We start from the raw sequence: 14291 nt of genomic DNA, 5'->3' as shown, positions 1-14291 counted from the left end.
CAACGCCATCAGCTGAGACTTTTTACAGCGACCTCAGCACACGAAATTCCTGACACGTCCTGGCGGGAAGCAGAACGTGGGGTTTTGTGCGCGTCGCCGGAGGCGGCTGCTTCGTCGGGCCGCTTTGTTGAGCTTCACACCCGCGGACGTGCTCAATCCCCGCTGCCGCCATATCGCAATTTTTCTCACAACAGGCGTGAGAAATGCTCGTTTTGCTCACGGCGCCCCAACGCTTACGATCGTGGGCACCGGACGCCTCGATCTCCTGAATCTTGCCGTTTCATCTCAATCTGAAACGTTTCGCGTGATCGCGCTGCTACGATGCGCAGGCGTCCCGACTCAACCGCGCGCGGCGCCATCCCGATGAAACCTCAAAACCTGCTGCAACTGCTGATCCTCGCCGCCCTGTGGGGCGCGTCGTTTCTGTTTATCCGCGTCGGCGTCACCGACTTCGGCGTGGCTCCATTGATGGCACTGCGCGTCGGCATCGGCGCGGCCTTTCTGCTCATCGTGCTGCTCGCGCGGCGCCCGCTGCGGCAATCGGCGACGATCCTGCGCACGCGCGCCTTTCCTCTGCTGGTGGTCGGCATCCTGAATTCAGCGGCGCCGTTCTGCCTGTTCGCCTACGCCGAATTGACGCTGTCGGCGGGCGTCACCTCGGTGATCAACGCGACCACGCCGCTGTGGGGCGCGCTGGTCGGCTTTCTCTGGCTGCGCGACCGGCTGAGCGCGTTGCGCACGCTCGGACTCGTGATCGGCTTTCTCGGCGTATTGATGCTGGTATGGGATCAGATCGCCACGCCGAACGGTGCGGCCGCGACGCCGCTGACCACCACGCTTGCGGCCGGCGCGGCGCTCGGTGCGACACTGCTGTACGGCATCGCGGCGAACTACACCAAGCGCCACCTGACCGGGGTCGATGCGCTAACCGTCGCTGCCGGCACGATGACCGGCGCGACCATCGTCTTGCTGCCGCTCGCCGTGATGTTCTGGCCTGCCGCACCGATCTCGCTGCACGCGTGGGGCGCGGTGATCGCGCTCGGCGTAGCGTGCACCGGCGTCGCGTACATGCTGTTCTTCCACCTGATCGCGGTGGCCGGGCCGGCGCGTGCCATCACCGTCACGTTCGTGATTCCGATCTTCGGCATTCTGTGGGGCGCGCTGTTTCTCGGCGAAGGCGTGTCGCCCGGCATGCTGGAAGGTTGCGCCGTGATTCTGGTCGGTACCGCGCTCGCCACCGGCGTCATCAAGCGTTTGCCGCGGATAGGCACCCGCCGGGCCGATACCTGAAAACCGTTTCGCGTGACGCCGCCAGCCGGCGTCGCGGTGTGTCTTGCTTCGTATTTTCATAAGCTGAAGTGCCGCGCGAAATGGACAGAGAGGCCACTTCGTGGGCGCAACACGCGTACGCCGCGCCACGGGACAGATATCCCGCTTTATCTCGCGCGGACCCAAAGCGGCGCCGCAGATAAACGCCCAATGAGCAGGCTTGCTGCCCACCCATGTGCCGAGCTGAGGTTGATAGCGCTCACAGGAGAGGCGCTAAAGCCGTACGCATCGCCGGGAGGCGACCTTGCGCATCAAGTCGCGTTCGCGCCTGCGCGCTCGACGAACAACGGGACGCCAGTGCCTGCGCATAGTCCCGTGGCCACAAAAAAAACCGCCCGGCACATCCATGCCGGGCGGTTCTTCAAACGTCGGTTTGGCCTGCTATCTGCTCAGGCTTTGCCCGCTCAGTGCAACTGGTCGACCATCAGACTCATGATCTGTTTGGCCTGCGAGCTTTCGTCGATCGCACCCTTGTCGTCGACCACCGCCACACGCGTCTGGTCCGGCGTCACCGCGCGCACGTTCACGCGATACTGCTTGGCCACCTTCTCCTTCTTGCCGTGGAAAACCTGGCTCCAGAAGCCCTGTTCCGCCGACGACATATCCTTCGGATCGACGTAACGGACGAAGTACAGGCCGCGGCTCAGATCGCGGTCGTCGACGGTGAAGTTGCTGCGGTCGAGCGCGAGGCCCACACGCAACCACGCGCGGTCATACGGTTCGCCGAGCGTGAGTTCCGTCGACGAAAGCTGCGCCGAAGTGTTCGCCGATTCCGCATCCGGCGCCGGCGATTGCGCCGACAGCGCGACGTTCTGCGCCGCCGTGGCCGCCGCAGCCGACTTCGCACCGGCGCCCGCCGCGTTCGGCGCCGCTTGCGTGCCGGCCGGCGACAGTTCAGCGGTTTGCCCACCACCCGACTTCGAGCGCGAATCGGCCAGCGCAAGCGCCGCCATCAGGCGCTTCAGATATTCCTGTTCGAGAGCCGGATCGTTCGGCTTCGGCTGCCACTGGCTCGAATCGTTGTTCGTGCCGGTGAGCGCCTCGCGCATGCCCTTCTGGCTGATGAACACGTAGGTGCCGCCGTTCGGCGCCGCTTCGAGACGCGTGCGGTACTTGTTGCGCTCCGAGGTCACATAGCTGTTGCCCATTGCCTTGGACAGCGTGTTGCGGATCAGCCCGTCGCTGATTTGCGCGTGCGACTCGTTCCAGTCGGTTTCCATCACGCCCTTGTCGCGCTGGTCGACCACCAGCAGGAAGCCCTGTTCCTGCCAGAAGCGGCGAATCTGCTCCCACGCCTGAGCGGGCGCCTTGTTGTCGATCACGAGCCAGCTTTCCGTGCCGTCGCGCTGAATATGCATGCCGCTGACCTGCGGCACGACCGCCACGTTATTGCTCGCCGACGGCGCTTGCGCCTGAACCTGCTTGAGCGCGGACAACGAGGTTTCGCCGCCTTGCGGGGGCAACGAACGCTGATCGGCCGTCTCGTCGATCATGTTCGGCGGGACGGCAAGTGACACCTGCTTTGATTTCGAGTCGCTCTTGTAGTCGATTTTGGTCGGCGACGAAGTGCCGCAGCCGGCGACCAGCCCGCCTGCCATCAGCATTACTGCGAACCGCTTGGTAAGACGAAGATCAGTCATGTTCGGGGAATCCTTCCGCTACGCCACGGCAAGTTTCCGTGGATCAACCCAACATTTTACCGGTCCCGGCGAGCCGTGTGCAAAAACTGGGGTTTGCCCGCCCAATTGAACGGCGTGTAGCGTGCGCGGAACATGTCGCAAGGCCCCCGGCTCAGAGTCCACACGCTTATCTTCGGCACACCTTCGCCGAGGAAAAACGCGTTGCGCTCACGGTGGAAAATCGCTTGCGCGCCGCCCATTTAACATTTACCAACATTTCCTACTGGTGCGTAGGTTCACATCCCTACCCTTGTCAGATCTTTGTTTTCAAAGCGTTTTCCTCTGCGACCTAACAGGCATTCTGACTTCGCATCGAGCGGCGACGACATGCTCAGTGAGGGTCAAAAAAACTCCGGATGTTACCGTCACCTCGTTATCTCAATAAAACCGGAACAAGCCGGCTCGCGAGGCAGACCGCCATGTCAAAGTCCCGTTTCTTCCCCTCTCTAGCCGCCTTCGCGCTTGCGCTCGGCGCGCTGTGCACGAGCGCTCGCGCGCAGGCCGAATTGGGCGGCACGATGCCCGGTCAGCCGAACCCAACCGCGACCGCGCCGCGCATGCTGAGGAACGGTGCGCTGCGCGTGCGCACTCTGACCGATGCCGGCAACACCACCATCAACGAGTACGCGACGAGCACCGGCCAGATCATCGGCTACGCGTGGGAAGGCCCGACCATGCCGGATCTGCGCACGCTGCTCGGCAAGTACGCCGACTCGTACCTTGCGGGGGCCGCGTCGCCAGCGGCGGACGCCAATCTGCACAGTTCGCGAATCGCGCGGCCGGACGTGATCGTCGAATCCGGCGGGCCGATGCGCGGCTACGTGGGACGCGCGTGGCTGCCCGCGGCGCTACCGCCCGGCGTGACCGCGGACGACCTGCAGTAAGCGCACGCCCCACAGAACAACCCTTCGAGGATCGATACCCGACCATGAAACCGTCCGCCCGACTTTGCGCCCTCTTCCTCGTCTGTACGGCCTTGACAGGTTGCGGCGGTGGAGGCGGCGGCTCGCCAGAGAGTTCGTCGCAGGCGGGGGCAGCCAGCAGTCCAGGCGCCGCCAGCGCACCGGCAAGCGGCGGCTCGCCCGGCGCGGGCAACACCAGCGCGAACCTGAATGTGCCGCAGTCGAACACGCCGAACGTCCAGCCGGTCGCGGTCAACGTCGCGCCCGGACTGACACGCAACATGCTGACGACCAGCGTCACCCTCTGCCAGTCCGGCACCGACAATTGCGCAACGGTCGACGACATTCAGGTCGACACCGGCTCGAATGGCTTGCGGGTTCTCGCCTCCGCGCTGCCGGCGAGCCTGGCGCTGGCGGCGGTGCCGTCGGGTAGCGGCGTCACCGGCGAATGCGCAGTGTTCGGCAGCGGCTACGCATGGGGCGCGGTGCGTAGCGCGGACGTCCGCATGGCCGGCCAGGTAGCCGCAGCGATCCCGGTCCATCTGATCGCGGACACGGCGCTGCCTGGCGTACCCGCCGATTGCGCCAACTCCGGCCCGGCGATGCTGACGGTTGCCAGCCTGCGCGGCAACGGCATTCTCGGCATCGGCCTGTTCACAGCCGACTGCGGCAACGGCTGCGCAAACAACGCACTGCCTCGCTGGTACTACCGTTGCGACGTCAACGGCGCCTGCGTGGCGAGCGCGCAGGCGCTCGAGCAACAGGTCGCCAATCCCGTCAGCCACTTTGCGCTCGACAACAACGGCGTGGTGATCGACCTGCCCGCGATCCCCGATGCCGGTGCGCTCAACGTGTCGGGTTCGCTGATCTTCGGCATCGGCACCCAGGCGAACAACACGCTCGGCGGCGCCAGCATCGTCAAGGCGAATGCGACGAACGGCTACCTCGTCACCCACGCCGGCGGCCAAACCTACGCGCAAAGCTATATCGACAGCGGCTCGAACGGACTCTTCTTTCGCAACACCCAGTTCCCACAGTGCGGCTTCTGGTACTGCCCAAGCTCGACGCAAACGGTCAGCGCTGCGATCGTCGGTGTTGACGGCGCCTCGAGCGCGGTGTCGTTCCCGGTGGGCAATTCGACCGCGTTGTTCGCCTCGCCGAACAACGCGTTCAACAATCTTGCCGGCAGTGCCGCCCGCGGCTTCGGGTGGGGCTTGCCGTTCTTCTATGGCCGGCGCGTTTATACGGCGATCGCCTCGCGCAACACGTCGGCCGGCCAAGGTCCCTACTACGCGTTCTGAATGATGCCTGGTCACGGCACGTTGCCAGTATAGGTCCGGGTCCGCGCGGAAATTTCCCAAATTGGTCGAGGAAGAGAATTTGATACGGGGCGGCGGTGATAATTCGAGAACCCGGCCAGCATTTCGCTTCGCGATAGTTAGTCATGCCTATCTTCGAACACCACCCAATGGAAGAACCCACCTTTTCGCTCGACAACTTCGAACAACTCGTCTACACGCGGCAGTACGTCAAGGCGTCGGTTCAACTCATCGCCGCGCTGGCGCTCCTGCAACAGAAGCAGGGCAAGCTCGACGAGCGCTTTCTCGCGTCGGGCATGCTCGACCTGCCGGCGGCCGAGCAGCATCGGCGCTTCTGCACGCGCCTCGCGAGCGCGGCCTCCACGCTGTTCGCCGACCCGCAATTCGATCTGCCGCCTGCGTGCCTCAAGCTGTTTCTGACGCTGCACGAATGGACCGGGCTGGTGTTCTCCACCACGGCGTTCGGCAACGCGGACCACGTCGTGCGTTATCTGAATCCGCGTGGCCCGGAGAATGCGCAGTTCCTGGCGGGCGACCGCTTCGTCGAAAAGCTCTGCGCGCTCTATTCGACCGAGTCGGAACTGGAGCTCGACTTCGCCGCGCTGTGGGCCTACGACAAAACGCTCGCCGCCAGTCTCGCGCTCGTCCTGCTGGCGCCGACGTTCAAGGGCTCGGCGAACGCGCACCTGAAACGCGAGGCGCTCATCGAATGGCTGCCTGGCAAACTGCGGCAGATCGACGACCTCGACGACCTGCCGACCGCGTTGCTGCACAACGCCTACATGTTCTGCAGTTACGCGGATACGCCGCGCCGCCATGAAATCAAGCGTGACATCAACGCGCTCGTGCGACGCAAGCTCGTGCAATTGGGGCTGACCGATCTGCCCGCACCTAAGCCGGCGCTCGGGAAACGCGCACGCGCTCCGTTGCGCGGCAAGAAACCGCTGATGATCGTCGTGCTGGAGTGGTTCAGCGGCGCCCATTCGATTTATCGCACCCACTCGCGCACGCTGGAGGCCGCGCGCGAACATTTCGAACTGGTGGGTTTTGGCTTCGGCTACGCGGTTGACGACCTCGGGCGGGCGGTGTTCGACCGCTTCATCGAACTGGACAAGCCGGAATACATCGGCGAATGCCTCGCGACGATCCGCGCGTTCGCCGCCGCCCAACAGCCTGACGTGCTGTATATGCCGAGCGTCGGCATGTTCGTGCTGACCGTGTTCATGTCGAACCTGCGCGTCGCGCCGCTGCAAATCGCCGGTCTCGGCCACCCGGCCACCACGCATTCCGACAAGATCGACCGCGTCAGCGTCGAGGAAGACTATATCGGCAACCCCGCCTGCTTCAGCGAGCGGCTGATGAAACTCCCGAAAGACGGACAGCCGTATCGGCCGTCGGTGGCGCTACCTGAGATCGTCGCGCATATTCCGTCCCAGCGCGAGCGGCTCGAGATCGTCATCACGGCAAGCGCGATGAAGCTCAATCCCGGCTTTCTCGACACGTGCCGCGAGATCGCCGCGCGTGCTCAGACACCCGTCGAATTTCACTTCATGAGCGGCGTGCCGCCCGGCCTGCCCCTCGACCGGATGCGCGCCGTGATCGGCAAGGCGTTGCCGGGCGCACGCGTACACGGCTTTCACGACTACGCGGGCTATCTGGCGCGCGTCAATCGGGCGGACCTGTTTCTCAGTCCGTTTCCATTCGGCAATACCAATGGCATCGTCGATGCGTTGACGCTCGGGCTGCCCGGCGTCTGCAAGCGCGGAGCGGAAGTGTTCGAACGGATCGATAGTGCGTTGTTCGAGCGCGTGGCCATGCCGTCGTGGACCGTGGCGGACAGCGTCAACGCGTACGTCGTCGCCGCCGTACGGATGATCGATGCGCACGCCGAGCGCACAGCGTTGCGGCAGAGGTTGATTGAGACGCGGGCGGTACAGCGGTGTTTCGAGGGACGACCTCAGGCGTTCGGCGAATGCGTGTTGAGACTCGTGCGGGACAAGACAAAGCAACCCCTGGAGGCGATCGCAGAGCCATAAACCTTACGGCGGATCTGGCAGCGGATTCGACGTGCGCATCCGCCAAAATCGTCGCGGCTATCTTGCGGCCAATGGTTGGACATGGGCCGAGGTTCCGCGCCGCTCATCAGGCAAGGCATCCGCCAAGGCCGCACACAGGCAGCCCCCGCGCATCACCCTGCGGCTTCACTAGCCGCCTGAGCGGGCGGCGCTGCGAGCTTGGCCGGCGCGAGCCAGCGGAACGCGTCGAGTTCCTCGCCGTGGAATGTGCACTCGGCGGCGGCCGGCAGTCTCATGGTCTTCGGTTCGGCCGACTTCTTCGAGGACGCCTCGACACCCGAGGCTGCCGTCGCGCCCGCAACCATGGCGTTCGGCTTCGCAGCCCCACGCGCGGCGGACGCCGCCCGAGTGGCCGAAGCCGGCATGGCGGCCGCTACTTCCGAAGCCGTCATCACATGCTCGATCGTTCCTTCGACCACCACGCGCGAGCCGCGGATAGCGGCGGCCCGATGAACGACCTTCAGCGTATCCGACGACGTGTCGGCCAGCTTGCTTCGCATCAACTGCTCGCATGCACCCGAGTTCCTGGAGACGGTCGTGCAGGCCGCCAGCAGCGCGGCGGCGGTCGTGACGCAGGCGATAGAGAGAATCCGAATCTTCATTGATGTTCCGTTTTTCAAGCCGTCGGGAATTGTAGCTTACGGACCCGTCGCTCGGCGTTGGAACCGCATGCCGGTTGTCTCTCGCGACAGAGTGGTTCATCGCGCCTCCCAGCGACGCACGTGACGGAGCGACGGCCTGGCTACGGTAGCTCGCCGGCGCCGTGTCGGCCAGATACGCCGATCCGGCATCAGGGCAGCGCACGGTTGCGGTTGATCCTCGGGCGACGAAGTGCGTCGATGATCATGCAGAACGTTACGTTGCGGATCGTGTCAGGCATTCGAGCGATGGCCGGTGCGAGCAGCGGCAGCCCAGCAAAACCCGACCTGAACCGACACGGCCCGCGCTGAGATGCCCCGCTACCCCGCACGCGATGCGGCGCGAAACTCCGTATGCACGAGCCGTCAGTTCGACGGCGCCGACGGCTGCATAGGCGGCTGCGGCTGCACATAAGCACGCACGCCAGCGAGCGGCGAGCCATAACCACCCGAACTGGTGTAATTCGGCAACCCGTTGGCCAGTTGCGCCCGCGGATCGGTCGGATTCAGATTCAGTTCGCCGGCCTGCTGGTTACCATGCGTCGGATATTCGCTGCCGAGCACCGCATTCGGCATCAAACGCGTGCTGTTCTGCGGTGCGTTCATATCGTTCTGCACGCTCAGACCCTGCGCCCCCGCGTGCACAGCGAACCCGCATGTGCTCGCGCAGAGCAGAACACGCGCGGCTCTGGACGCCCTGAATGCCCTCGATATCCGTTTCATGCTTGCCTCCGGCAAAGTGAAATGCAGGGGATTATGTCCGCGCTGCCAACAATCCAAGGGTACGCCGGGCGCTGAGCCACTACTTATACGCGCTAACCGGCCCTCCGGATCCGGCCGTCGCCGCGATCCGTTGCGCTCGACGCAGCCGCAAATGCCGCCACGGCCTATCCTTATGCCGATTGTCGATGTCCTTCCGCGGCGATCGAGCCCGATAATGACGGTCATGAACCCTCAACCCAACTCCCTTACACGCCTGTTATGCGGCCCGCTCGCGGCATTCGGCCTGGCGTTGCTGCTGGCGGCCTGCACCAGTCCGTCGGCGTCCAATGCATCGACGGCGACAGCAATGCCCGCCTCCGCCCCTCCCACCTCGCTCGACGCCGCCGTCTCCAACCCGCAACGCAGCGCCGAGGCCCGCGCGCGCGACATTTACCGCCATCCGAAGGACACGCTGCAATTCTTCGAGCTCGCGCCCTCGCAAAGCGTGCTCGAAATCGCGCCAGGCGGCGGCTGGTACACCGACATCCTTGCGCCTTATCTGCACGACCACGGCAAGCTGTATGAAGCGCAGTACGACGGCCCGCAAGGGTCGCCCTCCGCGCAAGCGCAGGCTGCGCGCGCGGCGTTCGCGCGCAAGCTGGTGGCCGCGCCCGCCGTCTATGGCAACGTCGTGGTCGGCACGCTGCACGCCGGTCAGTTCAGCGGCTTTCCCGCCGACGCCAGCGTCGACCGCGTACTCACCTTCCGCAACATCCACAACTGGATCAAGGACGGCGAGATCGACGCGAACCTGCGCGCGTTCTATGCGGCGCTCAAGCCGGGCGGCATCCTGGGCGTCGAAGAACACCGCGCGGCGCCGGGCACCTCGCTGCAACAGACCATCGACAGCGGCTACGTCACGGAAGACTACGTGATCGCCCACGCGCGGGCCGCCGGCTTCGAACTCGCCGGCCGCAGCGAAGTGAACAGCAATCCGCGCGACACGAAAAACTATCCGCACGGGGTGTGGTCGCTGCCGCCGAGCTACGAGGGCGACGACGCCGACCGGGCCCGCTACTTGGCGATCGGCGAGTCCGACCGGATGACCTTGCGCTTCGTGAAACCTCTCCATTGAGCGCCGCGGCACGGACGCGGTGCGAGTGCGGCGCTTGACTCCGTCCCGATAATATGTTCCTATTGCGCACTATGTACCGCGCCCAGACCACCCTATCGCTACTACTAGCCCGCTCTACCGGGCTAGGTCTGCTGCTGCGCGCTTCCCTCTGATACACCGAAGCACCGCTTGATTCCCCAGTAACTGACCCAGCCCCGGTTTTCGACCGGCGGCCCTGTATCGTTTTCGTCGTCCGGTCGACTCCCAGCCCTCTGGTCTCACCCACGGATGACGAAAATGTTGAAAAACCCTGCTACCAAATACCGTTCGTTCAAGCCCATCAATTTGACCGACCGCCAGTGGCCGTCGCGCACCATCACGCGCGCGCCGATCTGGATGAGCACCGACCTGCGCGACGGCAATCAGGCGCTGTTCGAGCCGATGAACGCAGAGCGCAAGATGCGCATGTTCAAGACGCTCGTGCAGATCGGCTTCAAGGAAATCGAAGTCGCGTTTCCGTCGGCGTCGCAAACCGATTTCAACTTCGTGCGTGAGCTGATCGAAGGCGGCCACATCCCCGACGACGTCACGATCGAAGTGTTGACGCAGGCCCGCGACGATCTGATCGAGCGCACGTTTGAATCGTTGCGCGGCGCACCGCGCGCGATTGTCCACCTGTACAACGCGACCGCGCCGGAATTCCGCAAGATCGTCTTCGGTCTGGAAAAGAGCGGCGTGAAGGAACTCGCGCAAAAAGCCGCCCGCACGATGAAGCGTCTCGCCGACGCGTCGCCGGAAACGCACTTCACGCTGCAATACAGCCCGGAAGTGTTCAGCGGCACCGAACTCGAATTCGCGAAAGAAGTCTGCGACGCCGTGTTCGACATCTGGGAACCGACGCCCGGGCACAAGGCGATCGTCAACCTGCCGGCCACCGTCGAAATGGCCACGCCGAACGTCTACGCCGACCAGATCGAATGGATGCACCGCAATCTCGCGCGCCGCGATTCGCTGATCGTCTCGGTCCACCCGCATAACGACCGCGGCACCGCGGTCGCCGCGGCGGAACTCGCGGTGATGGCGGGCGCAGATCGCGTCGAAGGTTGCCTGTTCGGCAACGGCGAGCGCACCGGCAACGTCGATCTCGTCACGCTCGCGTTGAACCTGTACACGCAAGGCGTCGACCCGGAGCTTGACTTCTCCAACATCAACGAAGTCGCGCGCACTGCCGAGGAATGCACACAGTTGCCGGTGCATCCGCGTCACCCGTATGTCGGCGATCTGGTGTTCACCGCGTTCTCCGGCTCGCATCAGGACGCGATCAAGAAGGGCTTGGCCGTGCAGAAGCCGGACGCGATCTGGGAAGTGCCGTATATGCCGATCGATCCGAGCGATCTGGGCCGCACCTATGACTCCGTGATTCGCGTGAACAGCCAGTCGGGCAAAGGCGGCATCGCCTATCTGCTCGAACAGAGCTACGGCGTGGTGTTGCCGCGGCGCCTGCAGGTCGATTTCAGCTCGGCCGTGCAGCACTTAACCGACGAGAGCGGTCAGGAAGTCACGCCCGCGCAGATCTGGGAATTGTTCCAGCAGGAATACGTGCGGACCGCCGACCCGATGCGCTATGTCGGACACAGCCTCACCGAGCGTGACGGCCGCGAACATATCAAGCTCACGGTCGACATCAACGGTACGCCGCGCGTGCTGCGCGGCGAAGGCAATGGTCCGCTCGACGCGTTGATGCACGCGATCGGCGCACCGGTGCGAATCCAGCATTACGAAGAACGCGCGCTGACCCAGGGCGCCGATGCGCGCGCGGTCGCGATCGCAGAAATGGCCGGCGCCGATGTGGCTGGCAGCGCCTTTGGCGTGGGCATCGATGCGAACCTGGTGACGGCTTCGATTCGCGCGGTGATCAGCGGTGTGAATCGCGCTTACACGCGCGCCGATGCCCAAGCGCAGGCGCGCTTCTTCGACGCAGCGTCGATCGATGCCGCGGAGGACGTGGCGGTTTGAGGCTTCGGTCCCCGTTGACTGTCTAGTGTGTTCGAGGGGCGTCCGTTGCGACGCCCCTTCTTTTTGCGCGTCCGGTTCTTCAACCGGCCACGCTGTATTTACTGAAATACGTCCCTGCCGAAGTACTTGCGCGAAATCTTCGCGTACGTGCCGTCTTTCCTGATGTCGGCAAGCGCCTTGTTGATCGCCGCACGCAACTTCGGGCTGCCCTTGCGAATCAGCACCGCTGATTTATCACTGCTGTTCGGCGATGTATCGACCGCGACCATCTTCACCTTCACGTCCGGCGAGCGCCTCGCGAAGTCGAGAAACGTCAGTGAATCGTTGACCGTTGCATCGACCCGGCCGGCGGTCAGCAACTCGATCGATTCGTCGAAGCCCTGCACGGGGATTACCTGCGCGCCGTGCGCCGCCGCGATCTTGCCGAGGTTGCTGGTCAGCGTATTGGCGGACTTCCTGCCCTTCAGGTCATCGAAACTTTTGATCGATGTGTTGTCCGACGCGACGATCAGCACGGCGTGCGAAGTGATGTACGGATCGGAGTAGTCGTATTTGAGTTTGCGCGCGTCGGTGACGGCCACTTCATTGATCACCGCGTCGTAGCGGTTCACGTCGAGTCCGGCGATCAGCCCGTCCCATCGGCTTTCGATGAATTGCGGCTTGACGCCCAGCCGCCGTGCGATTTCTTCGCCGAGATCCACATCGAAGCCGGTCAGGTTGCCCGCCTCGTCGTGATACGTGAACGGCGCATAGGTGCCTTCCGTACCGATCCGGAACACGCCCGTAGAGCGGATTTGCGCGAGTTCGTCGGCGGCGATTGCCGGGCTCGCCACCGCCACCGCCTGCCATAGGGCGATCAGCAGAATGGAACGAATCGGCTTCATCGGGAGGCTCCGTCAGGTTTGCTACAGCGGTGGCTGAGTCTTACGTTCGGCTGTCCCCGCCGGCACTCCCGGCCGGCAGACTCGGCGGACTGTAGCAAACCCATCTGTTTTTTTCAAAGCCCCTTGCACGATGAGCGTTTAGCGCTCCACCGGATGCGGCTCCTTGCGCTTATTGGCGACACGCACCGCATCGAAGTACGCGGAATTCGGCGGCCGCTTCAGATAGCGCCCCGCGCCGCGCACCGCGCGCAACTCGCCGTCGGTCCACGCGAGCGCGCCGCGCGTGAGCGTATGCATCGCGACGCCTTGTACCGTCATCCCTTCGAACACGTTGAAGTCGACCTTCTGATGATGCGTGTCCACCGAAATCGTCTTGCTTGCCCTCGGGTCCCACACCACGAGGTCCGCATCCGCGCCGACGCGCACTGCCCCTTTGCGTGGATACAGATTGAAAATCTGGGCGGCGTTGGTCGACGTGATGCGCACGAATTCGTTCGGCGTGAGACGCCCTGAATTCACGCCGTGATGCCAGAGCACCGCCATGCGATCCTCCACGCCGCCGCAACCGTTCGGGATCTTCGTGAAGTCCTCGCGGCCCATCGCCTTCTGCGACGCGCAAAACACGCAGTGATCGGTCGCGGTGGTGTGCAACTGACCCGCCTGCAAGCCACGCCACAATGCTTCGCGATGCTCGGCGGAGCGGAACGGCGGGCTCATCACGTGCGCGGCCGCGCGGGTCCAGTCGGGATCGCGATACACCGCTTCGTCGATCACGAGATGGCCCGGCAATACCTCGCCGAACACGCGCAAGCCCTCGCTGCGGGCGCGCGCAATCGCATCGACCGCGTCTTTCGCGGACACATGCACGATGTACACGGGCACGCCCAGCACCTGCGCGATACGGATCGCGCGATTGGCCGCTTCGCCCTCCACTTCGGGCGGCCGCGACAGCGGATGCGCTTCCGGTCCCGTGAAGCCTTTTGCCAGCAACTGGCGCTGCAACTGGAACACGAGTTCGCCGTTTTCCGCGTGCACCGTGGGCAGCGCGCCGAGTTCGAGCGAACGCGAGAAGCTGTTCACGAGCACTTCGTCGTCGGCCATGATCGCGTTCTTGTAGGCCATGAAGTGCTTGAAGCTCGACACGCCGTGTTCATGCACGAGCGTGCCCATGTCGCGATAGACCGACTCGTCCCACCACGTGACCGCCACGTGAAAGCCGTAGTCCGCCGACGCCTTCCCGGCCCAGCCGCGCCACTCGTTGAACGCCTGCATCAGCGGTTGCTTCGGACTGGGAATCACAAAGTCGATGATGCTGGTCGTACCGCCCGATAAACCCGCCGCCGTGCCGGTATAGAAATCATCGCTCGCGGTGGTGCCCATGAACGGCAATTCCATATGCGTGTGCGGATCGATGCCGCCGGGCATCACATACTGCCCGCCCGCGTCGACGATCGTAGCGCCCGCCGGCGCCTCCAGGTCCGCGCCGATCTGCAGGATCGTGCCGCCGTCCTGCGGGTCCGCACACAACACGTCCGCACGATACGTGTTCTCCGCGTCGATAATCGTGCCGCCGCGAATCAGGGTCGTCATGGTGCCGCCTCCTTATGAACTGCTGGTTTCGATGTTGCGTACT

General features: G+C 64.3%; 11 protein-coding genes. 6 read left to right on the top strand and 5 right to left on the bottom strand.

Features of this window, described 5'->3' with window-relative positions:
• Positions 1-363: 363 nt before the first annotated feature.
• Positions 364-1290 (top strand): DMT family transporter, encoded by a 927-nt coding sequence (locus tag CIC12_RS03550; RefSeq protein ID WP_168662234.1) that lies wholly within the window; start codon positions 364-366, stop codon positions 1288-1290.
• A gap of 443 nt (positions 1291-1733) precedes the next feature.
• Here CIC12_RS03550 and bamC read toward each other — a convergent pair whose 3' ends face one another.
• Entirely contained in the window at positions 1734-2969 is a 1236-nt protein-coding gene (gene bamC / locus CIC12_RS03545; RefSeq protein ID WP_168662232.1) for an outer membrane protein assembly factor BamC, read from the bottom strand.
• A 458-nt stretch (positions 2970-3427) separates the two neighbouring features.
• On the opposite strand from bamC, the gene CIC12_RS03540 reads away from it, so the two are divergent.
• The 3 genes from CIC12_RS03540 (at position 3428) to CIC12_RS03530 (ending at position 7265) form a co-directional block, all read left to right on the top strand.
• On the top strand, positions 3428-3892 hold the full coding sequence (locus CIC12_RS03540; RefSeq protein WP_168662230.1) for a DUF2844 domain-containing protein: 465 nt from the start codon (positions 3428-3430) through the stop codon (positions 3890-3892).
• Positions 3893-3936: 44 nt separating this feature from the next.
• The gene (locus CIC12_RS03535) at positions 3937-5211 is read left to right on the top strand and encodes a DUF3443 domain-containing protein (RefSeq protein ID WP_168662228.1); all 1275 of its coding nucleotides are present in this window, start codon (positions 3937-3939) and stop codon (positions 5209-5211) included.
• Between the two features lie 167 nt (positions 5212-5378).
• Positions 5379-7265 (top strand): glycosyl transferase family 1, encoded by a 1887-nt coding sequence (locus CIC12_RS03530; RefSeq protein ID WP_168662226.1) that lies wholly within the window; start codon positions 5379-5381, stop codon positions 7263-7265.
• A 152-nt stretch (positions 7266-7417) separates the two neighbouring features.
• On the opposite strand, the gene CIC12_RS03525 is transcribed toward CIC12_RS03530, so the two are convergent.
• Positions 7418-7906, bottom strand: coding sequence for a hypothetical protein (locus CIC12_RS03525; RefSeq protein ID WP_168662225.1), 489 nt, complete (start codon positions 7904-7906; stop codon positions 7418-7420).
• Between the two features lie 402 nt (positions 7907-8308).
• Positions 8309-8665, bottom strand: a complete 357-nt coding sequence (locus CIC12_RS03520; protein WP_168662223.1) for a hypothetical protein — start codon at positions 8663-8665, stop codon at positions 8309-8311.
• A gap of 214 nt (positions 8666-8879) precedes the next feature.
• On the opposite strand from CIC12_RS03520, the gene CIC12_RS03515 reads away from it, so the two are divergent.
• Positions 8880-9779, top strand: a complete 900-nt coding sequence (locus tag CIC12_RS03515; protein ID WP_168662221.1) for a class I SAM-dependent methyltransferase — start codon at positions 8880-8882, stop codon at positions 9777-9779.
• Positions 9780-10055: 276 nt separating this feature from the next.
• Positions 10056-11774, top strand: a complete 1719-nt coding sequence (gene leuA / locus CIC12_RS03510; RefSeq protein WP_168662219.1) for a 2-isopropylmalate synthase — start codon at positions 10056-10058, stop codon at positions 11772-11774.
• 98 nt (positions 11775-11872) lie between these two features.
• Here leuA and CIC12_RS03505 read toward each other — a convergent pair whose 3' ends face one another.
• Together CIC12_RS03505 and hydA are read right to left on the bottom strand one after the other, a co-directional pair.
• Complete coding sequence (locus CIC12_RS03505; protein WP_168662217.1) at positions 11873-12658, bottom strand: amino acid ABC transporter substrate-binding protein; 786 nt, start codon at positions 12656-12658, stop codon at positions 11873-11875.
• 138 nt (positions 12659-12796) lie between these two features.
• Positions 12797-14248, bottom strand: coding sequence for a dihydropyrimidinase (hydA, locus tag CIC12_RS03500; protein ID WP_168662215.1), 1452 nt, complete (start codon positions 14246-14248; stop codon positions 12797-12799).
• Positions 14249-14291 lie beyond the last annotated feature (43 nt).

Origin of the sequence: Paraburkholderia sp. SG-MS1 (genome assembly GCF_012275575.1) — a bacterium.
Lineage (GTDB): Bacteria > Pseudomonadota > Gammaproteobacteria > Burkholderiales > Burkholderiaceae > Paraburkholderia.
Note: the sequence above shows the minus strand (reverse complement) of the source record. Positions and strands in the feature narration are given on the sequence as shown.

Excerpts from the sequence above, each read along its gene's own strand:
- CIC12_RS03515 (WP_168662221.1), top strand. The coding sequence starts at position 8,880 with ATGACGGTCATGAACCCTCAACCCAACTCCCTTACACGCCTGTTATGC.
- CIC12_RS03505 (WP_168662217.1), bottom strand. The coding sequence starts at position 12,658 with ATGAAGCCGATTCGTTCCATTCTGCTGATCGCCCTATGGCAGGCGGTG.
- CIC12_RS03520 (WP_168662223.1), bottom strand. The coding sequence starts at position 8,665 with ATGAAACGGATATCGAGGGCATTCAGGGCGTCCAGAGCCGCGCGTGTT.
- CIC12_RS03525 (WP_168662225.1), bottom strand. The coding sequence starts at position 7,906 with ATGAAGATTCGGATTCTCTCTATCGCCTGCGTCACGACCGCCGCCGCG.
- CIC12_RS03540 (WP_168662230.1), top strand. The coding sequence starts at position 3,428 with ATGTCAAAGTCCCGTTTCTTCCCCTCTCTAGCCGCCTTCGCGCTTGCG.
- bamC (WP_168662232.1), bottom strand. The coding sequence starts at position 2,969 with ATGACTGATCTTCGTCTTACCAAGCGGTTCGCAGTAATGCTGATGGCA.
- CIC12_RS03535 (WP_168662228.1), top strand. The coding sequence starts at position 3,937 with ATGAAACCGTCCGCCCGACTTTGCGCCCTCTTCCTCGTCTGTACGGCC.
- leuA (WP_168662219.1), top strand. The coding sequence starts at position 10,056 with ATGTTGAAAAACCCTGCTACCAAATACCGTTCGTTCAAGCCCATCAAT.
- hydA (WP_168662215.1), bottom strand. The coding sequence starts at position 14,248 with ATGACGACCCTGATTCGCGGCGGCACGATTATCGACGCGGAGAACACG.
- CIC12_RS03550 (WP_168662234.1), top strand. The coding sequence starts at position 364 with ATGAAACCTCAAAACCTGCTGCAACTGCTGATCCTCGCCGCCCTGTGG.
- CIC12_RS03530 (WP_168662226.1), top strand. The coding sequence starts at position 5,379 with ATGGAAGAACCCACCTTTTCGCTCGACAACTTCGAACAACTCGTCTAC.